The organism is Mesorhizobium monacense (assembly GCF_056781675.1).
Genome location: NZ_CM165567.1, coordinates 4,822,231 through 4,844,386 on the forward strand (window position 1 = coordinate 4,822,231; position 22,156 = coordinate 4,844,386).

General features: G+C 62.4%; 15 protein-coding genes, 1 tRNA gene and 2 pseudogenes. 8 read left to right on the plus strand and 10 right to left on the minus strand.

What is annotated here, in order from left to right; all coding sequences use genetic code 11:
- Window positions 1–4: 4 nt before the first annotated feature.
- From AC1RUK_RS23195 to AC1RUK_RS23220, 6 genes are all read left to right on the plus strand, one after another.
- On the plus strand, window positions 5–1,258 hold the full coding sequence (locus AC1RUK_RS23195) for an ABC transporter substrate-binding protein (protein ID WP_481840122.1): 1,254 nt from the start codon (window positions 5–7) through the stop codon (window positions 1,256–1,258).
- Window positions 1,259–1,269: 11 nt separating this feature from the next.
- Window positions 1,270–2,142 (plus strand): branched-chain amino acid ABC transporter permease, encoded by an 873-nt coding sequence (locus AC1RUK_RS23200; protein WP_481838777.1) that lies wholly within the window; start codon window positions 1,270–1,272, stop codon window positions 2,140–2,142.
- A gap of 4 nt (window positions 2,143–2,146) precedes the next feature.
- Window positions 2,147–3,178 (plus strand): branched-chain amino acid ABC transporter permease, encoded by a 1,032-nt coding sequence (locus AC1RUK_RS23205; protein WP_481838776.1) that lies wholly within the window; start codon window positions 2,147–2,149, stop codon window positions 3,176–3,178.
- Window positions 3,175–3,891: an ABC transporter ATP-binding protein gene (locus AC1RUK_RS23210; RefSeq protein ID WP_481838775.1), complete on the plus strand. Its 717-nt coding sequence runs from the start codon at window positions 3,175–3,177 to the stop codon at window positions 3,889–3,891. Before AC1RUK_RS23205 ends, AC1RUK_RS23210 begins: the two co-directional genes overlap by 4 nt.
- Window positions 3,888–4,595, plus strand: coding sequence for an ABC transporter ATP-binding protein (locus tag AC1RUK_RS23215; RefSeq protein WP_481838774.1), 708 nt, complete (start codon window positions 3,888–3,890; stop codon window positions 4,593–4,595). The genes AC1RUK_RS23210 and AC1RUK_RS23215 overlap by 4 nt, the downstream gene beginning before the upstream one ends.
- Window positions 4,596–4,883: 288 nt before the next feature.
- Window positions 4,884–5,832, plus strand: a protein-coding gene (locus AC1RUK_RS23220; protein WP_436173611.1) for an IS630 family transposase whose coding sequence is annotated in 2 segments (ribosomal slippage) — window positions 4,884–5,219 and window positions 5,221–5,832 — 948 coding nt in all. Because the reading frame shifts where the segments join, the coding sequence is not laid out codon by codon here.
- Window positions 5,833–5,838: 6 nt separating this feature from the next.
- Here the strand turns inward: AC1RUK_RS23220 and AC1RUK_RS23225 are convergent.
- From AC1RUK_RS23225 to AC1RUK_RS23245, 5 genes and pseudogenes are all read right to left on the minus strand, one after another.
- Window positions 5,839–6,024 (minus strand): hypothetical protein, encoded by a 186-nt coding sequence (locus tag AC1RUK_RS23225; RefSeq protein WP_481838773.1) that lies wholly within the window; start codon window positions 6,022–6,024, stop codon window positions 5,839–5,841.
- 242 nt (window positions 6,025–6,266) lie between these two features.
- Window positions 6,267–6,908, minus strand: a pseudogene (locus AC1RUK_RS23230) (glycerol-3-phosphate dehydrogenase); the annotation flags it as partial.
- A pseudogene (locus AC1RUK_RS23235) lies at window positions 6,898–7,700 on the minus strand (site-specific integrase); the annotation flags it as partial. The pseudogenes AC1RUK_RS23230 and AC1RUK_RS23235, both read right to left, overlap by 11 nt.
- A gap of 446 nt (window positions 7,701–8,146) precedes the next feature.
- Window positions 8,147–8,223 (minus strand) — tRNA-His (locus AC1RUK_RS23240).
- A gap of 344 nt (window positions 8,224–8,567) precedes the next feature.
- Window positions 8,568–9,026 carry a phasin gene (locus AC1RUK_RS23245; RefSeq protein WP_436170876.1) on the minus strand — a complete coding sequence of 153 codons (459 nt, stop codon included), beginning with the start codon at window positions 9,024–9,026 and terminating at the stop codon, window positions 8,568–8,570.
- A gap of 246 nt (window positions 9,027–9,272) precedes the next feature.
- Here AC1RUK_RS23245 and AC1RUK_RS23250 point away from each other — a divergent pair, with 246 nt between their 5' ends.
- On the plus strand, window positions 9,273–13,199 hold the full coding sequence (locus AC1RUK_RS23250) for a histidine kinase dimerization/phospho-acceptor domain-containing protein (protein WP_481838772.1): 3,927 nt from the start codon (window positions 9,273–9,275) through the stop codon (window positions 13,197–13,199).
- Window positions 13,200–13,515: 316 nt separating this feature from the next.
- Here the strand turns inward: AC1RUK_RS23250 and AC1RUK_RS23255 are convergent, their stop codons facing one another.
- Window positions 13,516–15,486, minus strand: a complete 1,971-nt coding sequence (locus AC1RUK_RS23255; protein WP_481838771.1) for an acetoacetate--CoA ligase — start codon at window positions 15,484–15,486, stop codon at window positions 13,516–13,518.
- A gap of 223 nt (window positions 15,487–15,709) precedes the next feature.
- Between AC1RUK_RS23255 and AC1RUK_RS23260 the strand changes: the two genes are divergently transcribed.
- Window positions 15,710–17,563, plus strand: coding sequence for an AsmA family protein (locus tag AC1RUK_RS23260; protein WP_481838770.1), 1,854 nt, complete (start codon window positions 15,710–15,712; stop codon window positions 17,561–17,563).
- A gap of 58 nt (window positions 17,564–17,621) precedes the next feature.
- Here the strand turns inward: AC1RUK_RS23260 and AC1RUK_RS23265 are convergent, their stop codons facing one another.
- The 4 genes from AC1RUK_RS23265 to AC1RUK_RS23280 all read right to left on the minus strand — a co-directional run bounded on the left by AC1RUK_RS23265 (window position 17,622) and on the right by AC1RUK_RS23280 (window position 21,821).
- Complete coding sequence (locus tag AC1RUK_RS23265) at window positions 17,622–18,440, minus strand: ABC transporter permease (RefSeq protein WP_481840123.1); 819 nt, start codon at window positions 18,438–18,440, stop codon at window positions 17,622–17,624.
- Window positions 18,437–19,408 (minus strand): ABC transporter permease subunit, encoded by a 972-nt coding sequence (locus tag AC1RUK_RS23270; RefSeq protein ID WP_436170871.1) that lies wholly within the window; start codon window positions 19,406–19,408, stop codon window positions 18,437–18,439. The genes AC1RUK_RS23265 and AC1RUK_RS23270 overlap by 4 nt, the downstream gene beginning before the upstream one ends.
- Before the next feature lie 9 nt (window positions 19,409–19,417).
- A complete protein-coding gene (locus tag AC1RUK_RS23275) occupies window positions 19,418–20,557 on the minus strand; it encodes an ABC transporter ATP-binding protein (protein WP_436170870.1) in 1,140 nt (379 codons plus the stop codon).
- Window positions 20,558–20,723: 166 nt separating this feature from the next.
- Window positions 20,724–21,821 carry a polyamine ABC transporter substrate-binding protein gene (locus AC1RUK_RS23280; RefSeq protein WP_436170869.1) on the minus strand — a complete coding sequence of 366 codons (1,098 nt, stop codon included), beginning with the start codon at window positions 21,819–21,821 and terminating at the stop codon, window positions 20,724–20,726.
- Between the last annotated feature and the right edge of the window lie 335 nt (window positions 21,822–22,156).

Below are 22,156 nucleotides of genomic sequence, written 5' to 3' on the forward strand. Positions count from 1 at the left end.
CAGCATGAAACGGACAACGATACTTCTCGCGGCCTCAACGGTCGCGCTCATCCTGGCCAGTGGCTCAGCCATGGCCGCACCACGATGTGGGCTGAACACCGGGGAAAAAGCCACCGGCGAGCCGATCAGGGTTGGGGCCGTGGTTGGTCAAACGGGGCCTGACGACTTCTCGTCTTCGGCCGACGCCGCACGCGCCTATTTCAACTGCGTCAATGCCAATGGCGGCATCCATGGCCGCCCGATCGAATATCTGGTTGAAGACGACCAATGGAACCCGGAGGTCGCGAGCCAGGTTGCGACCAAACTTGTTAAAGACAAGGGTGTCGTCGCGCTCGTCGCCAACGGCTCATTTGTAGAGATGGGCGTCAACGCCAAGCTTTACGCGGATGAGGATGTCATGGCGATGGCGGCTGCCTGCGCGGTCGCCGAATGCTTCGAATCGAAGAACATCGTTTCGACCAATGAGGGACCCCTGCCCTCGAGCGTCGGAGCGGCCCAGTGGGCCGTTGCCAATCTGGGTTCGAAGAACGTTGTTTGCATCGGGCTCACCATCCCCTCGGTCGGTCCGTATTCCTGTGGCTGGACCGAGAAGTACATGCAGTCCAAAGGACTGTCTGGCTCCAGCCTTTTGCTCGATCCAGGCGCGGCAGATATGAATGCCTCCGTTCTGGAAACCGTCGCAAGCGGCGCCGACACCGTTCTCGTCAACCTGCCCAGCGGAATGGCCGCAGCCTACCTCAAGGCCGTCGAGGAACAGAACCTGCGCGACAACTTCAAGTGGATATCTTCGACACCACTCTATGATGCAGACGTTCCCGCCATGCTCGGCGCCTATTGGAATGGCGTCATGAACGTCAACATCGAGCTCACGCCTATCGATGGCACCGGTCCAGATGCCAGCAACTGGCGCGCCATCATGGACAAGTATGCTCGCCCGGAGGATCCGCGCGACACCTTCAGCCAATCGGGCTATCTCTCCGCTCGCTTCTTCACTGATGCCATCCTGAAGCTCGATCCGGCGACCATTGATCGCAAGTCGGTTTCAGAGGCGATCCGGGGGATCAAGAACGAGACCTCGGACCTGCTCTGCGGCCCCTACTACGTGGGCAATGCCGACCGACACATGCCCAACCATGCGAATATGATGGTTCAGATTTCGGGCGACGGCTTCAAGGTGGTCGGCGGCTGCACCGACGTGGACAGCGCCTATCTCGATCCCATCCGAGCGGCGGAAAAAACCCTCGGTATTGCCAACTGACCGGTGAAGCCATGAACGTCCTTGGCCTGTTCCTCGTATCCGGCCTCGCCGTCGGGGCACTCTATGCACTCGGCGGCGTTGGACTGGTGCTACTCAACCGGGCCACTGGCGTGCTCAATTTTGCCTACGGCGCCATCGGCGCCGTAGGTGCGATGGTCGCTTGGCAACTGCTCGAATGGCAATGGCCAGAGCCCGTTGCCTGGGCGGCCTGCATCGGCATCGCACTCGCCCTCTCGGTTTCTTACGGCCGGCTGATCGCGCCGGGTCTCGCGCATCGCGAACCAATCGTCAAGGCGGTCGCCACGCTTGGCTTTGCCCTCGCCCTGCTTGGCGCCATGAACCTCCTCTGGGTGGTTACACCGCGCAGACTGACACTCACCCTCGATGGTACCTCGACCTCGATTCTCGGCCTGAGAATCACCGGCATCCGGGTTCTCTCACTGCTCGCGGCTTTTGGTATCACGCTCGGCATGGGCGTCTTCCTGGTCCGCACCCGCATTGGTCTGATGATGCGGGCGCTTGCCGACAATCGTGAAGTCGCATCGATCTTGGGCACGCCGGTGGTCAGGGTGGAGACGATCGCCTGGGGCATTTCAGGCGTGCTCGCCGGCTTCACCGGACTGATGTTTGCAACGCTCGTACGGCTTGACCCGGCAGTGCTAACCTTCCTCGTCATTCCCATCATCGCGACCACCATCCTTGGCCGCCTCACGTCGATACCGTCGACTTTTGTTGGTGGCCTTGCCATCGGCGTCCTCGAAAGCGTGGTCACCCTCTACAAGCCATTCGCGCCGTTCCGCGTGGCAACACCCTTTATTGTCGCCATTCTCGCCATGATGTGGCTCCAGCGTGGCCGCAGGCTGACTTTTACCGGACAGGATTGAGAGCATGCTGGCAGCGGAAAAACCTCTTTCCGAAGTTCTGGCACCTTCTGTCGCGGGTCCAGCAAGCTTTTCGTTCGGCCGCTATGCACCGCAGCTTTTTTTCGTCGGCGCGGCCATCGTGGTGCCGTTTGTCGCAAGCGCCTTATGGCTCAAAGTCTTGACCGCTGTGGCGATCTACACACTTACCTCCGCCAGCGTCGCGGTCCTCTACCGGCGTCTCGGCCTTGTGTCCCTGGCCCAGGTTTCGCTCATGGGATGCGGCGGCTGGGTGGCGCTCCGTTTCGGCCATGGCTTCAAACTGCCATTCGAACTGAACCTTCTTGCTGGCGGCCTCTTTGCCGGACTGATCGGCATGATCCTGGCCTATCCGGCGCTGCGAATGCGCGGCCTTTATCTGGCGCTCATTACCTTGATGGCGGCGGGCGGCTTCGGTATTCTCATCAATGTCATTCAGTTCCCCAATGGCGGTGGCGGCTTCACCGGTTTCGAAGTCAAGGCAACCGGTTATTTGCCGCGGCCGGCAATCGCACACTCGGACGCGGCCTTCTTCAGCTATTGTCTGATCGTGGTGGCCGTCGGCTTCCTGTTGATAGACATCCATGAACGCAGCCGCGCCGGCCGTGGTTGGGCGCTTATTCGCAAAAGCGAGGCCGCCGCCATGGCCGCGGGTGTCAATGTGACGCTCTATAAAGTATGGGGGTTTGCCCTTTCCGGGTTTCTCGCCGGCATTGCGGGTGCCTTGCTCGCGGGCAATCTCCAACTGCTTGATGCACGCTCTTTCCCGCCCGCGGAATCGGTGATGATCTTCGCGCTGACGGTCGTCGGCGGCGCCTGGCACTGGTATGGCGCTGTGATCGCGGCACTGCTCTATCGGCTCCTCCCGGCCTTCCTCAACAACCTCGGAGTGGACGGCAACGCGGCCTACATCATCTTCGGATTTGCCCTTATTCACGCGCTTTCCACGGCTCCCAAGGGTCTGGCCGGACAACTGTCGGATGGTTTGAAGCGGTTGCGCAAGACGGACCGCAGCGCATGATCTCGATCGAGAATTTAACTGTTGCCTTCGGCGGCGTTACCGCGCTCAATGCGGTCACTGTCGAACTCACACAGCCGGTCTGCGGTATCATCGGGCCAAACGGGGCCGGCAAAACGACCCTTCTCAACGTATTGTCCGGCTTCGTTCTGCCGCAAAGCGGCTCAATCCACATGATGGACACCGACATACTGCCGATGAAACCACATCGGCGGGCTCGCTGGGGCCTGCGCCGTTCCTTTCAGAAGGAACAGGTGGTGGACGAACTGACGGTGGAGGACAACGTCCGCGTTTTGCTTGACCAACTCGGACTGTCGGCGGCCGAACGGCTAAGTGCGACGGCTGCCGCGCTGGACTTTGCTGGGCTCTCGGCGCTACGCCGAGCCTCGGCTGGAGAGTTGAATGCTTTTGAGCGTCGGATGATCGAAATCGCGCGCTGCGTCGTGGGACGCCCACGGGTGATCCTTCTGGATGAACCGGGAGCAGGCTTCTCCCAGGGCGAGGTCGAGAAATTGCGGCAAGTCATCTCCAGTATCTACGACGCAACAAGATCCATCACGCTACTGATTGATCACGATGTCGACCTGATCCAGGCGGTTTGTCGGGAAACCATGGTGCTCGATTTTGGCTCGTTGATCGCCGTTGGCGAGACCGCTAGCGTGCTGACCGATGAGAAAGTCCGCGCCGTCTATCTCGGCATGGAGGACACCGCATGAGCACCCTGACAGTTCGTGATTTGGCGATTGATCGGGGCGGCAAGCATGTCGTCAAGGACCTGTCCTTCACGCTGGTAAGCGGCCAGATCACTGCCCTTCTCGGGCCTAACGGCGCCGGCAAGAGCTCGCTCGTTCTGGCGCTCGCCGGAGTGATCCCGATCGCGGCCGGCACAGTTGAGATCGATGGCAAACCGCTCACCGGCAAATCTCCCGAGGCCATCCGCGCGGCCGGCGTCGCCGCGGTGCCGGAGGGACACCGGGTACTCAACGGCCTCAACGTCGACGACAATTTGAAAGCCGCCGGTTTTCAGCTGCCCGCGAGAAGGGCGGCCGAAGCCGTCGAGGACGTCTACACGATCTTCCCTGAACTGGCCGAGCGCAAGCAACAGCGCGCCGGCACGCTCTCCGGTGGCCAGCAGCAGATGCTGTCGCTCGGCCAAGGTCTGGTCGCGCAACCAAAATTCATTCTCGCGGACGAGATGTCGCTCGGCCTTGCACCGCTGATCGTCAAGCGGCTGATGGATGTGCTGAGCAGACTCGCCCAGCACGGTACCGGCATACTCCTGATCGAGCAGTTTACCGCACTCGCGCTGAAGAATGCTCAGGCGGCCCACGTGATGTCGCGTGGTCGTTTCAGTTTCAGCGGGTCCCCCGAGAATCTTCAACAGCAACCGGATATCCTTCATCGGGCCTATCTCGGTTGATGAGCAACGTTTTGGTATTGATGCGTAGTGTTCCACGGCGTTCCACAGGGCCGGCCAACAGTCGTTGTCCAGAGCGCAGCTGACCATTCAAACTAAGCGGAGGCCACGAAAACCAGTCAGGGGATGACAGGGCCGATGATGGCGACAAGCGCGCTGATAGCCCTTGCCCTCGTCGGGTAGCGCACCGCGCACCAGCGCTAGAGCGTTTCATTTCTTGAGAGAATCGTAGGATTCCCAAAGCAGCTGGTTTGTGATTCAAGATGCTGGCTGGACGGAGGCCAGCGTCTGATGACACGAGCCCTTTCGAACGATCTTCGTGAGCGTGTTGTTGAAGCCGTCGGCACCGGCGAGAGCTGCCGTGTGGTGGCGTCGCGTTTTGGCGTCGCAGTGTCCTCGGTGGTGAAGTGGTCGCAGCGTTACCGTGCCACCGGCTCGGTTGCGCCGGGCAAGATGGGTGGACACCGCAAGCGTATTCTGGAGCCGCATCGGGCCTTCATCGTGGAGCGGATCAACCAGACCTCTGATCTGACGCTGCATCGGCTGAAGGATGAGTTGGCCGCACGCGGGGTGATGGTCTCGCACAACGCGGTCTGGGTGTTCTTGAGGCGCGAGGGCCTGAGCTTCAAAAAAAACGCTGTTCGCTCTTGAGCAGGCCCGAGCCGACATCGCTCGTCGCCGCCAGCGCTGGAGGTCGTGGCAGGGTCGCCTCGATCCGGCGCGTCTGGTCTTCATCGACGAGACGTGGATCAAGACCAACATGGCCCCACTTCGCGGCTGGGGGCCAAGGGGACAGCGCCTGCGCGGCTTTGCCCCACATGGCCATTGGCGAACCCTGACCTTCCTGGGCGCATTGCGCTGCGACGAACTCACCGCGCCATGCGTCTTCGACGGCCCGATCAACGGTGAATGCTTCCGCGCTTATGTCCGTCAGCAACTGCTCCCGACCCTGCGGCCAGGCGACATCGTGATCATGGACAATCTGGGCAGCCATAAATCTGCAGCCATCCGTCACGCCATCAAGGCCGCCGGCGCAAGGCTCTGGTTCCTGCCGCCCTATTCACCCGATCTCAACCCGATCGAGCAGACCTTCGCCAAGATCAAACATTGGATGCGCCACGCCCAGAAGCGAACTATCGAAGACACCTGGCGCCATCTCGGCACCCTCGTCGGAACAATCAAGCCAGACGAATGCGCAAACTACTTCAACAACGCTGGATACGCTTCCGTCAAAACATGAAGGAGTCTAGACGGTCCTCGCCGTCGTGTAATCCTTCTCGTCGATCTCTGTGAGCGACACGAACTTCAGTCGGTCTGTCCGACGACCTTGAGGCTCGGGCAGAGGTACATCACGTTGAGCCCGGCGGGGGTTCAGTCCTTCGGCTACCGAGCGCGCGATGATCGTCTTGCCCAGCCCGACTTCGTCGGCCACGAGAAAGCGTCTCGGCCCATCCCCCTCGAGCGCGATCTGAACGGTCCTTCTCTGGAATTCCGCAAGGTTCGTCACGCCGCGACGTCGATGGCGTCATGGACAGCCTGCAGGAACCCGGTAAAGCGCAGCAAGAAGCGCGTCGGCCACCGCCTTTGCTTCATCTTGCTTCCCACACGACGTGACGGGGCACGACCGTTTGTCTTCTGGGAAAAGCCCTTTCCCTTGTCGACTTAAGCCGGTGGCTACTGAACAACGAGGCGTGAAAAATCCAACGAGAAGGGTTTCTGCTGAAGAACGGCATCAATAATGGCAGACGCAAGCGGGAAATAAGGGGTCGCTTCGCCGTTGATGCTGGGTTTCTCCAGCGCCATTGTCGCCAGAACCCGCGCAGTATCCACGCCTTCGACCGTTTCGCCAAACAAGTCGCTGGACAAGACATCAAGGACGCTGCGGCCGGTTCCGAGCCCATGGCCGAGGCGGCTGTTGCGCCCTCCGCCGACCGTGACATGCAGATCGCCGAGGCCGGCAAGCCCGAATGCTGTGGCGGCATGGCCGCCCAGTCTCTCGCAAAGCCTTGCCATTTCCAAACTGGCCTGGGTGAAGGCTGCAGCCGTGGGGTTTTTGGACTGACCGTCCGCACGTTTTTGATCGGGATATCGCGTCTGCATGGCGCTGACACCGATCGCAAAGAAATTCTTGAGTGCGGCGCAGGCTTCGACGCCCGTGACGTCCGTTGTCACCGACAAACGGTAATAGTCCGTTTCCATGATCGCCGCGAACCGTTCGGCGGTCGAAATATCCTGACAGGCGTAAATGCTGGCCGTCGGCAGACGGTTGGCAAGTTCGCGGGCAATACACGGTCCGCCGATCCCGAGTGTTGTTGAGCTTGGTGTGCCCGAGCAGGACCTGGATGATCCGGATGTCGGTGCCGTCCTCCAGCAGGTGGGTGGCGAAGCTGTGACGCAGCGTGTGCGGCCCCACCCGCTTGGCGATGTCAGCCGCCTGCGCCGCCTCGACGACTATGCGATAGAGCTGCCGCGTGCTGATCGGCTTCATCGCGTGCTGCCCGGGAAACAACCAGCCGTCGCGATGCATTACGCCCTGCTGCCCGCCCGACCCTCCACCATTGCCGCAGGAGAGTGAGCAGGTCCTCCGAGAGCATGGCGTTACCGCCCGCCCTTGCCACGTTCGACGCGCAGCAGCATGCGCTCGCTGTCGATGTCGGCGACCTTCAGCATCGACACCTCCGCAACGCGCAGGCCCGCGCCATAGGCAACCGAAAGTGCGGCCTGGTGCTTAAGGCAGGTGGTGGCGTTGAGCAGCCGGGCGACCTCGTCGCGACTGAGCACCACGGGCAGGTTGCGCGGATGCGACAGCCGGACGAGCCGGCACGCCAGGTCCGGGCGGTCGAGCGTGTGGGTGAAGAAGAAGCGCAGCGCTGACACGATGCTGTTCATCGTCGGAACCGGAACGCCGTCCTCCTGCTGCCAGACCTGAAACCGGCGCAGGTCATCGGTGGTCGCTGTGTCTGGCGAACGCCCAAGGAATGCTGCCAGGCGTCCGATGTCACGGAGATAGTTGCGGTGTGTCTCCTGTGAGAAACGTCGCATGTTCATGTCGTCGATCAGTCGCTGGCGCAACGGGCTGATCGAAGCTTCGAGAATTGCATGAGGCATAGTCAGGCTCCTTGTTGAAGAAGCCTGTGATGCTCTGCCCTTGCCGAACCCTGCTCAACGCGGGCGCGACGATCGGTTCTTGATCTCTACCTTAAGCGCAGGCGCCCTCCCGCGCAGCGGGTTCGTTCTCCGCCCGAAAAGGGCCATCAGAGATGCATCGATGACCCGCGTGATGTGCTGGGGAACCTGCCTAATTGCACGTCGTTGCCGCCGATTACCGCACTGGTCACTGAAAGGTATTTCGAAACCGGGGCGCTTGAGGTAGGTCTAACGGTGCCATCAAGGCACGTAGAAAATGACAACAGAACCAACATTCCGGTTCAAGCTCCTTGGACTTACCCGATAAGTAGCACAATAGGTAACACAACTGAGCGAAACGATGCCAAACTGACAATCGGATTTCTGAAATTCTTCATAAAATCCAATAAGTTACATAGAATTTTTGGTGGTACCGTTGGCTGGGATCGAACCAGCGACCTCCGGATCCACAATCCGGCGCTCTAACCAGCTGAGCTACAACGGCACGTCTGCCTAAGCAGGATCCAGGTGAAGCTTGTTCTCCGGGACCCGAACTGTCGTTCGGCGATGCGTCCAATACGGGCTATCGGATCTTAATTCAAGGCCTTTGAGAAGCAAAGGCACGGTTCTACAAACCGCGCCGGATTCCGCCGGACAAAAGAAAAGGCCGGCGGGAGGAGGTGCCGGCCTTTTCCTGTTACGAGCCAGCGGGAGGAGGTGCTGGCTGGTCACCCCGGGAGCAGAGGGAGGAGGTTCCACTCGCCGGGTATTCACTTGGTCACTTTATCGCACATCTATTTGTCTGACGAAATGCGACGTTTTGATGCATCGCCAGGACGTGCGCAAATATTAGGCGGCCTTGATGTCCTTCAGGGCCTTCTCGAAAGCGGTCTTGACCGGCTTGGAGACGTCCTCGGCAGCCTTGGAAGCAACGGCCTGGAATTCCTTGGCCTGCTCGACGGTCGTCTCGACACGCTTGCGCAGGAACGCGGTCTGCAGCTCGACGACTTCCGACAGCGACTTGGCGCCGATCAGGGCTTCGAGATGCGAGAAGCCGGCTTCGGCATTGGCGCGCAGAGCGGCAATGGTCTTGAGCGACAGGTCGCTGGAAACGGTCTTGGCGGTCTCGTAGGTCGACTCCAGAACCTTCTGGGTCTCTTCAGCGCCGGTCTTCAGCTTGGTGTAGGCCTCTTTCGACTGCTCGACGCCCTTTTCGGCGAAAGCGCGAATCTGGTCGGTGGTCTTGGAAGCATCGAAGGTCGGGAATTCAACGTTCTCGATCGTCTCGCCAGTCTTGGTCTTGGACATTTTCCATCCTTTTCAGTGGTAGCGGCTTTGACAGAAAGCCGTCTCGTTCATGTATAATGGCAATATAGAGGTTTTTTTGTGCGATGCAACATCTTTGTTGCGGTGCACCATAAAATTCTTCCCTACCGTTAACCAAGAGCCCAGAGATTCCGACCGCTGCACGTCATAGCTTGTGGACCTTCGCCCCGCCGGCTTTTATTAACAAAGCGTTAACTGAAATTGCCCGCCGAGGGATTCGCCAAGCGCATGCCGCCTGAAAACTACTCCTTCCTCGACGTCGCCGTGCTCGACGCGGTCCGCCAGCGCTTCGCCGCCGGCGACGCGATCGCCATATTGTCGGCGGACCTCGAACAGGTGATCTGGGCCAATGGGCCCGGGGCCGCGGTGTTCGGCTACCCGGATATCGAGGCCATCATCGGCGCCTCGGCACGGCTGCCGCTGATCGCCCGGCGCCAGATCATGGCGACCAGCGGCTTTCCGGAAATCGGCAGCGACCGCGCCATCACGGTCAGGCTGGCGACCGGCCTCAGCAGCCGTGCCGTCGGCTTCCTGGCCAGCGCGGTCAGGATGCCGGATGGCGAGCATGCGACCATGCTGGTGTTGCCGGCGGCGCAAACCGGCTCGCGCAGCCCGGCCGAAATCGCCAGCCGCGCCATTGGCGGCTTTACCGAGGTCGGCCATTTCATCGCCTTCATCAACGCCGCGGGCGGTGTCGAGGCCGCCTCGGACGGCTTTGCAGCGCTCGGGATCCTGCCCGAGACGCTGGCGGCGCTTGTCGCCGATGTGGCGAACGAGGACGACCGTATCGTCAAGCGCCTGGTTCCGGGCGGCGCCAATTCCTATCCGGCCGGGCTCGCCCGGCTGACCGATGCGCGCCACCTGCTGGTGGTCATCGACGAAGACCAGCTCGACGATGAAGGGGCCGTTGGTGAGCCTTACACTGCATCGGCAGAAGACAACAAGGTTGCCCGGCCAGAGGCGGGTCAGGACAATGAGCCCACGACAACACCTCCGACGGACGCGGCAACGGAAGTGACGCAGGACGCCGGCAGCCTTGTGCTGCCGGCCGACGAGCAGCCTGCCCCTTCGGCGACGCAGAGCCCGGACGACGGTGATCGGCAAGCAACCGGCAGAGCCCCGGCGCAACACGACCACTGGTATTTCAACGCCGGCGGGGATGAGGCGAGACAGCCGAACCGGTCAGGCACTCCGGCGCAGGTCGAGGCACCGGAACCCGGCGCTCCAGTCGAAAGCAGGCAACAAGACCTTGCCAGGGCCGCTTCTCCCACTGAGCGCCCCGCCGCTGCGACAATCGACCGTTCTGCACCGCCGCTGCGCTTCGTCTGGCGCACCGATGCCGAAGGCAGGTTCAGCGCTCTATCGGCGGAATTCGCCGGGATCGTCGGCAAGCCCGCCGCCGATGTGATCGGCCGCCGCTTCAAGGATGTGGCTGCCACTTTCGGTCTCGATGCCTCGGGCGAGATTGCCGGCCTGCTGGAGCGGCGCGACACCTGGTCCGGCCGTTCGGTGCTGTGGCCGGTGGCCGGCTCCGATCTCAAGATACCAGTCGATCTGGCCGCATTGCCGGTCTATGGCCGCAGCCGCGCCTTCGAAGGTTTTCGCGGTTTCGGCGTTGCCCGCAGCGGCGACGCGGTGGTCGATCCGGAAGCGATCGGCATGGCGCTTGTCCCAAATGGCGAGACGCACGGGCCCAGCGAGCCGGCGGTCGAGGCGCCCGAGAGGGAGACAGCCGAGCCGGCCGACCCGTTCAAGGGCGAAGTGCCGGCGCTGACCATCGTGCCGAAGCCGGAACGCCGCTTCGCCGACAAGGTGATCCGGCTGGCCGAGCATCGGCAACCGGCCAACGATAAGGGCCTGTCGACCCTGGAGCGCAGCGCCTTCCGCGAGATCGGCGAGCGTCTGAAGAAGGACAGTACAGCCCCGGTCGAACAGCCGCCAGCCGCGGAGACCCGGGCCGAGGAGGCGAAGCCAGCCGCCGACAGGGATGCCCCGATCGAGGCGACCGGGCTGGCTGACCAGCCCTCGCCTGAGCAGTCGGGTGCCGCACAGGGGCCGGCTGCCGATGCCGGGGAGCAAGCGAAGACCGCAGCGACCGTCAGCGAACCGGCGGATGGGGAAATACCGCCGGCCTCGGCGGAAAGCGAAACGGCAGCGGGTGAACCGCCCGAGAGCGACGCCGAGGACGAGAAGGATCTGGCGCGGCTCGATGGCGCGCAGCCGGACGAAGACAGCGAAGAGGAGCCGACGGCGTCTGCCGTTTCAGGCTCGCTGCTCGACTATGCCGACCACACGGACGAACCCGGCCAGGTCGCGGACAACAGCGACGACGCGCCGGTTTCCGAGCCGGACCGGGCGGCAACGGCGCCAGAAGCTACCAAGACTGACGATGTCGAGCCGGCCGTTGCCGAGACGCCGGCTACGGGCGCCGGCGACGACAGCATGACGGCCGACGATTTCCGCGACGCCGGGGACAGCGAGGATTGGGCGCGATCCGGCGAGGACACTGCTGCTTCCGCGGAGGAAGCAGCTTCGTTGGCAAAGGACAACCTCCCCGACGCGGCCGTGCCCCCGCCAGAGCGGCCGCTGCTCGAGGTGCCGCCGCTCAAGCTCGACGGGTTCATGCCCTCGGCCTTCTCAACCGGGGATGAGACCAAAGTTCCCGATACTTCGATCATCGGCAAGCTGCCGGTGCCGCTGCTCATCCATTCCGGCGACGAGCTTCACTACGCCAATGACGAATTCCTCCATCTGACCGGCTATGCCGCGCTCGACGATTTGGCCGATGCCGGCGGCCTCGGCGCCTTGTTTGCCGATCATTACTCCGACGACGGCGCTGCCGACGAAAGCGATCGCGCGCTCAGGCTGAAGGCGCGCGACGGGCAGGAATTCCCGATCGACGCCATCCTGCGCTCGGTTCCGTGGCGCGGCGGCAAGGCGCTGATGCTTGTGGTGCGCCGTTCAGGCGAGGACGAGGCGCCGGCCGCGGCCCTTCATGGCCTGTCGGACGAGCCGACCCAGCCTGATGTTTCCGAGCTCAAAAGCCGCATTGCCGAAATGCGTACCATCATCGACACCGCCACCGACGGCGTGGTGCTGATCGGTCGCGACGGCGCGATCCGTTCGATCAGCCGTCCGGCGGAAGCGCTGTTCGGCTTCGACAGTGACGAGGTGGCCGGCAAGCCGTTCGCCTCGCTGTTCGCCATCGAGAGCCAGCGCGCGGCGCGCGACTATCTCAACGGGCTCTCCGAGCCCGGCGTCGCAAGCGTGATGAATGACGGCCGCGAGGTGATCGGGCGCGAGGCGCAAGGCCGCTTCATTCCGCTGTTCATGACCATCGGCAGGCTGCCCAGCGACAGCGGCTTCTGCGCCGTGGTGCGCGACATCACGCAGTGGAAGCGAGCCGAGGAAGATCTGACCCAGGCGCGCGCCGTGGCCGAGCGCGCCTCCTCGCAGAAGACGGATTTCCTGGCGCGCATCAGCCATGAGATCCGCACGCCGCTCAATGCCATCATCGGCTTTTCCGAACTGATGGTGGACGAGAAATTCGGCCCGGTGGCGAACGACCGCTACCGCGACTATCTGCGCGACATCAACCGCTCGGGCAACCACGTGCTCGACCTCGTCAACGACCTGCTCGACATTTCGAAGATCGAGGCCGGCCAGCAGGAGATGGACTACGAGGCGGTGTCGCTCAACGATACGCTGGCCGAGACGGTGGCGATGATGCAGCCGCAGGCCAATCGCGAACGCGTCATCATCCGCTCCAGCTTCGCTTCGCGGCTGCCGGAGGTGGTGGCCGATTTGCGCAGCGTACGCCAGATCGCCCTCAACGTCCTGTCCAACGCCATCCGCTACACGCAGGCCGGCGGCCAGGTCATCGTCTCGACCGCCTACGAGACCTCAGGCGACGTCGTCATGCGTGTGCGCGATACCGGCATCGGCATGAGCCAGGCCGAGATCGAGCAGGCGCTGAAGCCGTTCAAGCAGATCAACGCGCTGAAGCGCGGACGCGGCGACGGCACCGGTCTCGGACTGCCGCTGACCAAGGCGATGGTCGAGGCCAACCGGGCCCGGTTCAGCATCAACTCCACGCCCGGCGAAGGCACGCTCGTCGAAGTCGCCTTCCCCTCGACCCGCGTGCTGGCGGAGTAGACCCCGATCCATTGCTTTTGCAGCAAAAGAAAAGGCGTCCAATGGACGCCTTAGGTAATGAGATTGCTGTCACAACGGGGCTTGAGCGAAACTGATCCTCAGGGGACGAGGACGGGATTTCTCCCTCAAGTTACGTGCGACTATCGGCGCCGGCCCTTAACAAATCCTTACCGGCCGGCCGGAAAATTTACGAATGTGTACCACTCATGAAATCTAGGTAAATTCGACCGAGATAATTCGTTAACCATCGCGAATGGCCATTTTAGCCATGCATGCCGTTCTCCCAAAACCGCTACACACTTTTGGGCGGCATGCATCAGTCGGCAAGCTGCGGCAGATTTTTGAACAACTCCAGCGCCTCGGGATTGGCGAGCGCTTCCTTGTTCTTGATGGCGCGGCCATGCACGACGTCGCGCACCGCAAGCTCGGTGATCTTGCCCGATTTGGTGCGCGGAATGTCGGTGACGGTGACGATTTTTGCCGGCACGTGACGAGGGCTCGCCCCGGCGCGGATTTTCGCGCGGATGCGTTTTTCCAGATCGGCGTCCAACACCACGCCGGCGGCCAGCCGCACGAACAGCACGACGCGCACGTCATTGTCGAAATCCTGGCCGATGCATAACGCCTCGAGGATCTCCGGCATCTGCTCGACCTGATTGTAGATTTCCGCGGTGCCGATCCTGACGCCGCCCGGATTGAGCGTCGCGTCGGAGCGGCCATGGATGATCAGGCCGCCATGCGCCGTCCATTCGGCGAAGTCGCCATGACACCAGACATTGTCGAAGCGCTCGAAGTAAGCCGCCTTGTATTTCTTGCCTTCGGGGTCGTTCCAGAAGCCGATCGGCATTGCCGGAAACGCTTTTGCGCAGACGAGCTCGCCCTTCTCCTGCCGGACCGGTCTGCCGTCGTCGTCCCAAACGTCGACGGCAAGGCCGAGGCCGGGTCCCTGGATCTCGCCCGTCCATACCGGCTCTATCGGCACGCCGAGCACGAAGCAGGAGACGATATCGGTGCCGCCGGAGATCGAGGCCAGATGCACGTCCGCTTTGATGCCGTCATAGACGAAGCGGAAATCCTCCGGCGACAGCGGTGAACCGGTTGAGGAGATGGTGCGCACGGTCGAAAGGTCATGCGTGCGGGCAGGCTGAAGGCCAGCCTTGCGCACGGAATCGATGAATTTCGCCGAGGTGCCGAAATAGGTCATCTTCTCGGCATCGGCGAAGTCGAACAGCGCATTGCCGTCGGGGTAGAAGGGCGAGCCGTCATAGAGCAACAGCGTCGCACCCGATGCCAGGCCGGAGACCAGCCAGTTCCACATCATCCAGCCGCAGGTGGTGAAGTAGAAGAAGCGGTCGCCGTCGAGCAGGCCGGCATGCAGGCGCTGTTCCTTGACGTGCTGGATCAGCGTGCCGCCGGCCGAGTGGACGATGCATTTGGGGATGCCGGTCGTGCCTGAGGAAAACAGGATGTAGAGCGGGTGCGCGAACGGCAGGCTTTCAAAGCTGACCGGCTTGGCGGCAAAGGGAGACAAGGCCTCCTCCAGGGCATCCGCCCTGTCGATGGTCGCCGCGACATCGGCCGATGTGCCGAGATAGTCGACGATCAGGATCTTGCGGACGGACTGCAGCTTTGCCGCCACCGCCGCGATCTTGTCGGCGACCTCGATCGCCTTGCCATTGTACCAGTAACCGTCGGGCGCGATGAACACGACGGGCTCGATCTGGCCGAAACGGTCGAGCACACCCTGCTCGCCGAAATCGGGAGAGCAGGACGACCAGACGGCGCCGATCGAGGCCGCCGCCAGCATTGCGGCCACGGTCTCCGGCATATTGGGCATCATGGCGGCGATGCGGTCGCCCTTCTTCACCTTCAGCGACAGGAAAAGCTGCTGCAGACGCGAGGTCAGCACGTGCAACTCATTCCAGGACAGCCGTCGCTCGACCTTGTCCTCGCCGCGAAAGACGATCGCCTCACCGGACCCGGTCTTCTTCAAAAGGTTCTCGGCGAAATTCAGCGTCGCGTCGGGATAGAAGGCTGCCCCCGGCATCCTTTCGCCATCGATCAACACGCGGCTGCCCCCACCGGTGCTCTTGTCGCCGACGATACCGCAAAAATCCCAGACCAGGTCCCAGAACGTCTCGCGATCGTCGATCGACCAGCGGTGAAGCTCTGCATAGGAGGCGAAGGAGAGACCGGTTTTCGCCGCAGCGGCCTTCATGAAGGCCGTCATCGGCGCGGCGCCGATCTGGTCTTGCGTCGGGATCCAGAGTGGTGCGTCGGCAGCCATGATCGTTCCTCCACGGGCTGCATCGCTTATGCATATCGCAGCGCAGCAGAGCAAGATTTTGTTCCGACAAGCGATGACGCATCGGGAAAACCGCCGGCAAAGCAGACGTCCGTGGCTGTTGGTGTGCGCAAATGCCATCGCCGGGCCATAAAGACTTGAAATGCGTCAGCGCTGGGTTACACCCGTCGGGCGATTTGTCGGCAATGGAAGCAACCGGGGCGATATGCGATCATCTTTGATCCGGCGCGGAATATGGGTGATCGGCGTTGCCGTGCTCGTCATCGCGCTGGTTGTCGCCGCCCTGCCGCTGTTTGCCTCGACCCGCATCGTGCGCGACCGCATCGCTTGGGAGATGAGCGCCTGGAGCGGCTTCAGGGTCACCATCCAGGGCTCGCCGCGCATCGAGGTCTGGCCGAAATTCCGGGCCATTCTGAGCGACGTGACGCTTTCGCAGTGGACCGAGACCGACGCACCGCCGGTGATCGAAGCCGAGCGCGTCGAGGTCGACCTCTCCGCCATGGCGGCATTGCGCGGCGACGTGGTGTTTTCCACCGCGCGGCTGGTGCGGCCGACGATCAGGGTCCAGCACGCGGCAAACGGCTTCTACCTGCCGGCCATTCCGTCCGGCGGACGCATCACGCGCTCGATCGACACGGCGCGCGGCGTGGTCAATGCCGATCCGACCAAACCCGATCTCAGCAAGCTGCCGGCCGATCCGTTCGGCACGGTGGAGTTCAGGGACGGCCGCATGGTGGCTTTGGTCGGCGGCAAGGAGATTGAAATCCTGAGCAGCCTCACCGGCCAGGCGAACTGGGCGGCGATGAACAGCAACGCGACGATGTCGGCGACCGGCATCTGGCGCGGCGAAAGCGTCGCCGTCGATTTCGCATCGCCAAACCCGTTGGTGCTGTTTGCCGGCGGTGCCGCGCCGATCACGCTGTCCTTCAAGGCCGCACCGGCGACCTTTTCCTTCGACGGCGTGGCCTCGATGTCGGAGAACGGCTATTTCGACGGCCAGGCAAAATTTGCCGCCCCATCGCTGAGGCGCGTGCTCGAATGGTCGCAGGCTGGCATCGCGCCAAATGCAGCGATCGGCTCCGTCTCGGTCGCCAGCAAGGTGACGGCGGCGGCCGGCCGGGTGAAATTCGAAAACACCACTGTAGCGCTCGACAACAATCCGGGCATGGGGGCGCTGGACTTCTCCTTCGGCGAGTCCCTGCCCGTCATCTCCGGCACGCTCGCCTTTGACACGCTCGATCTCCGGTCGTTTCTGTCCGCTTTCACGCCGCTGGCGCCGACGGGCGAAGCCGGACCCGGCGAAATCAACACCAGTTTTGCCGACAAGATCAATCTCGACCTGCGGCTGTCAGCGGCGCACGCCACGGCCGGACCCGTCCAGCTTGCCGACGTCGCCGCCACGGCACAGGTCAAGAACGGGCTTGCCGTCTTCGACATTTCGGATGCCTCGGCATTCGGGGGCAACATCCAGAGCAGCCTGCGTTTCGACCGCAAGCCCGAAGGCACGCAGGTCGAGATCCGGCTTCTCGCCTCCGACGTCGATGGCGGCGCCTTCGCCACCGCGGCCGGCATGACGCGGCTGGTGCCGGTCGGAACCGCAACGGTCTCGGTCATACTGAAAGGGCCGGGCAAATCCTGGGATTCGATCTTCGAAAACGCCGACGGCTCGGTCACGGCGACATTCGGACCGGGCGCGCTCACCGGCCTCAACCTGCCCGCCTTCCTCAAGCGCACCGAACAGGGCGGGTTCTTCGCGCTCGACGATGTCTCCAACGGGACGCTGCCGATCGACGGCGCTGAGATCAAGGCAAGCATCTCGAGGGGCGTAGCGAGGCTGGACAAGGCCGAGGCCAATTCGGCCAAGTCCAAGATCTGGCTTTCCGGCATCGCCTCCTATGCCGGACGTGGCCTGGCGCTGTCGGGCGGCGTCATCCAGCCGGAACAGGCGGCCAAGCAGCCGAATGGGCAGCAAGGGCCCAGCCAGTCGTCCTTCTTCGTCGGCGGAACCTGGAGCACGCCGTTCATCTCGCCGATCAGCCGCGGCATTTCAGGCGAGTAGAGCCTCCTCTTCAGCCGAACGCCCGTTCCCGATCCATCATCTGACTACTGCAGCTTGATCAGCCGCGCTGCGCCGCCTGCTCGTCGAGCTGGCGCTGCACTTCACGCCGCTTGTTGGCGAGCGAGGCGATGATGACGCCGACTGCAACGACGGCGATCAGAATGGTGCAGGCGGCGTTGATTTCCGGCGTTACGCCGAGGCGAACCTGGCTGTAGATCTTCATCGGTAAGGTTGTGGCGCCAGGCCCCGAGGTGAAGCTGGCGATGACCAGGTCGTCGAGCGACAGCGTGAAGGCCAGCATCCAGCCGGAGACGATCGCCGGCATGATGACCGGCAGCGTGATCTGGAAGAAGGTCTTCACCGGTGTCGCGCCAAGATCCATCGCGGCTTCTTCCAACGAACGGTCGAAGCTGATGAGGCGCGACTGCACGACGACGGCGACAAAGCACATGGTCAGCGTGATATGGGCAAGTGTTACGGTGACGAAGCCGCGGTCGAGGCCGACAGCGACGAAGAGCAGCAGCAGCGACAGGCCGGTGATGACCTCAGGCATGACCAGCGGGGCAAAGACCATGCCCGAAAACAGCACCCTGCCCCTGAAGCGCGTGTACCTGGTCAAGGTGAGCGCCGCCAAGGTGCCGAGCACAGTGGCCACCGTGGCCGAGATGACGCCGACGCGGGCCGTTACCCAGGCGGCGTCCATCAGGCCCTGGTTGTGGAACAGCGAGACGTACCATTTGGTCGAGAAGCCGCCCCAGACGGTGACCAGTTTCAACTCGTTGAACGAGAAGACGATGAGCAGGACGATCGGCAGGTAAAGAAAGGCAAAGCCCAGCACGATCGAGGTGATGTTGAAGCGGCTCCAGGTGGCGTTCATTTGCCTTGCTCCTGGGCGCGCGCCTGGGCCTGCTGAAAGAGCATGATCGGCACGATCAGCAGCAACAGCAGGATGACGGCGACGGCCGACGACACCGGCCAGTCCCGGTTGGCGAAGAACTCATTCCACAGCGTCTTGCCGATCATCAGCGTCTGCGAGCCGCCAAGCAGGTCGGGGATGACGAACTCGCCGACGGCCGGGATGAACACCAGGAGGCAGCCGGCGATGACGCCGGGCAGCGACAGCGGAAAGGTGATCTTCCAGAAGGCGCTGGTTGGCGGGCAGCCGAGATCCTTGGCCGCCTCGATCAGCGAGTAATCCATCTTCTCCAGCGACGAATAGAGCGGTAGTACCATGAACGGCAGATAGGAATAAACGATGCCGATGAAGATCGCCGTGTAGGTGTTGAGGATGATCAGCGGCTGGCTGATGATGCCGGTGGCGAGCAGCAGCTGATTGAGCAGCCCCTCGGGCTTGAGGATGCCGATCCAGGCGTAGACGCGGATCAGAAACGAGGTCCAGAACGGCAGGATCACCAGCATCAGCAGGGTCGGGCGGATCGTTGCCGGGGCGCGCGACATGCCGTAGGCGATTGGATAGCCGACGAGCAGGGTCAGGACCGTCGAGATCGCGGCGATGATGACGCTGGTCACATAGGCGTTGAAATAGAGAGCGTCCTCGGTCAGCCAGGTGTAGTTGTCGATGCTGAGCTGCTTGAGCTGATCAAAAAAGCCGGAAATGCCGCCGCTGAAGTCAAGCACCGGCGTGTAGGGCGGCATGGCGATCGCGGTCTGCGACAGCGAGATCTTGAAGACGATGATGAAGGGGATGAGGAAGAAGAACAGCAGCCAGAGATAGGGGATGATGATGACCAGACGGCCGACGAAAGCCGCTCCCAGTCTGGCCAGCGGGGACTTGGCGGCATCTGCCGACGGGGACGTTGTTGCAGCGGCGGCGGCGTTCGACATGATCGCCCCCTACCGTGTCAGCACGACGCCGGCATCGGACCGGAAAGAAACCCAGGCGCGGTCGTTCCAGCTCAGCGGATCTTCGGTCACGCGCGCCGCGTTCATCGTGCTCGCCCGCACCATCTGCCCGTCATCCAACCTGACGTGATAGACCGTCATGTCGCCGAGATAGGCGATGTCGTAGACTTCGCCTTCGAGCGCATTGACCGCTTCGGCCGGCTTCTTCGACGAAATCTTGATCTTCTCCGGCCTGATGGCGAAGACGATGTCGGCGCCCGCCGCGGCATCGCCGGCGTTCTCGACGACGATCTGGGCTCCGGTGGCACCGGAGATGCGGGTTGTCCTTGCCGTCCGCTCGGCAACCTTGCCTTCGAACATGTTCACGTTGCCGACGAAGTGGGCGACAAAGCGCGAGGCAGGCGCCTCGTAGACTTCGGGCGGCGTCGCCACCTGCATCACCTCGCCCTTGTCGAGGATGGCGATGCGATCGGCCATGGTCATCGCTTCTTCCTGGTCGTGGGTGACGACGACGAAGGTCAGGCCGAGCTTCTGCTGCAGGTCCATCAGCTCGAACTGCGTCTCCTCGCGCAGCTTCTTGTCCAGCGCGCCGAGCGGCTCGTCGAGCAGCAGCACCTTCGGCCGCTTGGCGACCGAGCGGGCGAGCGCCACGCGCTGGCGCTGGCCGCCCGACAATTGGTGCGGCTTGCGCTTGGCGAACTGCTCGAGCTTGACCAGCTTCAGCATCTCGGCGACGCGCGAAGCGATCTCGGGCTTCGGCATGCCGTCCTGCTTGAGGCCGAAGGCGATGTTGTTCTCGACCGTCATGTGCGGGAACAGCGCATAGGACTGGAACATCATGTTGACCGGCCGGCGGTAGGGCGGGATGCCGCGCAGATCCTGGCCGTCTAGCAGGATGCGGCCTGCGGTCGGTTCCTCGAAACCGGCAAGCATCCTGAGCAGCGTCGACTTTCCGCAGCCGGACGCGCCGAGCAGCGCGAAGAACTCGCGCTCGAAGATAGTCAGCGACAGATTGTTGACGGCGGTGAAGTCGCCGAACTTCTTGGTGACGTTGTCGAACTGGATATACGGCTTGGCGTTCGGATCATTCCATGGCGCGAAATCCCTGCGGATGCTGCCAAGCGATTTCATATCCCCACTCCGTCTGCTGCTTGCCCCATCGTTTCACGGAAACGCAGAACCGCTCTATCTCTTTGTTTTGACGCAATTCCGGACGGAAAACCGTTTCACACTTTTCCTGGAATTGCTCCGAAAGATTTGACCCCGGCAGCTGGCTGCCGGGGTCGTGTCTAATCGCTTACTGGCCGGTGACGATCTTGGTCCAGGTGCGCGTTATCAGGCGCTGGGTCTTCGGATCGTAGGGCTGGACGGTATAGAGTTTCTGCAAGGTCGCAGCGTCCGGATAGATCGCCGGATCTTCGAGCACCGCCTTGTCGACGAACTGCTGCGAGGCCTTGTTGCCGTTGGCGTACAGCACATAGTTCGACGATTTGGCGATCACTTCGGGCTTCATCATATAGTTGAGGAATTCGAGCGCCTCGGCGACATGCGGCGCATCGGCCGGTATCGCCATCTGGTCGAACCACATCTGGGCGCCTTCCTTCGGCACGGCATAGCCGATCTCGACGCCCTGCTTGGCTTCGACGGCGCGATTGCGGGCCTGGAAGACGTCACCCGACCAGCCGACCGCCAGGCAGATGTCGCCATTGGCGAGCGCGTTGATGTATTCGGACGAGTGGAACTTTCTGATGTAAGGCCGAATCTTCAGCAGTGTTTCCTCGGCCTTGGCGATGTCGTCGGGCGATGTGCTGTTCGGATCGAGGCCGAGATATTTCAGCGCCGCCGGAATGATGTCGGCCGGCGAATCCAGCACGTAGACGCCGCAATCCTTCAGCTTGGCCAGGCTTTCCGGGTTGAAGAACGTGTCCCAGCTGTCGATCTTGTCGGTGCCCAGCGCTGCCTGCACCTTCTTGATGTTGTAGCCGATGCCGACGGTGCCCCACATGTAGTTGATCGAATACTCGTTGCCGGGGTCGTATTTGGCCGTCCGTTCCAGAACGGTATCCCACATGTTGGAGATGTTCGGCAGCTTCGACCTGTCGAGCTTCTGGAACACGCCGGCCTGGATCTGGCGGGCGAGGAAATTGCCGCTGGGCACGACGACGTCATAGCCACTGCCGCCGGCCAGGAGCTTGGTTTCGAGGATCTCGTTGGAATCGAAGGTGTCGTAGACGACCTTGATGCCGGTCTCCTTGGTGAAGTCGTCGATGATCGAACTGTCGATATAGTCGGACCAGTTGAAGACGTTGACGACGCGGTCCTCGGCATGACCGCCTATGGTGAAAAGTGTCAGAAATGCCGAAGTCGCCGAAAGCCAGAGCGCTTTGCGGATCATGCTATTCTCCTTTGGTGAGTGTTCCATCGCCGGTCCGTCGCGACAGCCGCGCGGCCGGGCATTTGCTTCAGATTGTTGGGCTTGCCGGAGAGCGGCAAGCCGGAGTTGGCGGAGCAGGCCTGGCTCGATGCCCGATCGGAGGATGAGCTTCCGTACCCATGCCAAGATCTTGAGGGCGTCTTGCCGCCGTCAGAAGCTTTCGCCACGGCGCGGGCAGGGATACGACGATCTGATCCGGTCGCGATCGGGCCGGGGGAGACACTTGGCAAGATACGCCTGTCTTGTTGTTGCCGTGCAAGCAGCCTGCCCGCCCAGCGACACCATTGTCAATGGCA

Coding starts and splice junctions, on each gene's coding strand:
- AC1RUK_RS23195 (WP_481840122.1), top strand. CDS start 5: ATGAAACGGACAACGATACTTCTCGCGGCCTCAACGGTCGCGCTCATC.
- AC1RUK_RS23200 (WP_481838777.1), top strand. CDS start 1,270: ATGAACGTCCTTGGCCTGTTCCTCGTATCCGGCCTCGCCGTCGGGGCA.
- AC1RUK_RS23205 (WP_481838776.1), top strand. CDS start 2,147: ATGCTGGCAGCGGAAAAACCTCTTTCCGAAGTTCTGGCACCTTCTGTC.
- AC1RUK_RS23210 (WP_481838775.1), top strand. CDS start 3,175: ATGATCTCGATCGAGAATTTAACTGTTGCCTTCGGCGGCGTTACCGCG.
- AC1RUK_RS23215 (WP_481838774.1), top strand. CDS start 3,888: ATGAGCACCCTGACAGTTCGTGATTTGGCGATTGATCGGGGCGGCAAG.
- AC1RUK_RS23245 (WP_436170876.1), bottom strand. CDS start 9,026: ATGTCCAAGACCAAGACTGGCGAGACGATCGAGAACGTTGAATTCCCG.
- AC1RUK_RS23250 (WP_481838772.1), top strand. CDS start 9,273: ATGCCGCCTGAAAACTACTCCTTCCTCGACGTCGCCGTGCTCGACGCG.
- AC1RUK_RS23255 (WP_481838771.1), bottom strand. CDS start 15,486: ATGGCTGCCGACGCACCACTCTGGATCCCGACGCAAGACCAGATCGGC.
- AC1RUK_RS23260 (WP_481838770.1), top strand. CDS start 15,710: ATGCGATCATCTTTGATCCGGCGCGGAATATGGGTGATCGGCGTTGCC.
- AC1RUK_RS23265 (WP_481840123.1), bottom strand. CDS start 18,440: ATGAACGCCACCTGGAGCCGCTTCAACATCACCTCGATCGTGCTGGGC.
- AC1RUK_RS23270 (WP_436170871.1), bottom strand. CDS start 19,408: ATGTCGAACGCCGCCGCCGCTGCAACAACGTCCCCGTCGGCAGATGCC.
- AC1RUK_RS23275 (WP_436170870.1), bottom strand. CDS start 20,557: ATGAAATCGCTTGGCAGCATCCGCAGGGATTTCGCGCCATGGAATGAT.
- AC1RUK_RS23280 (WP_436170869.1), bottom strand. CDS start 21,821: ATGATCCGCAAAGCGCTCTGGCTTTCGGCGACTTCGGCATTTCTGACA.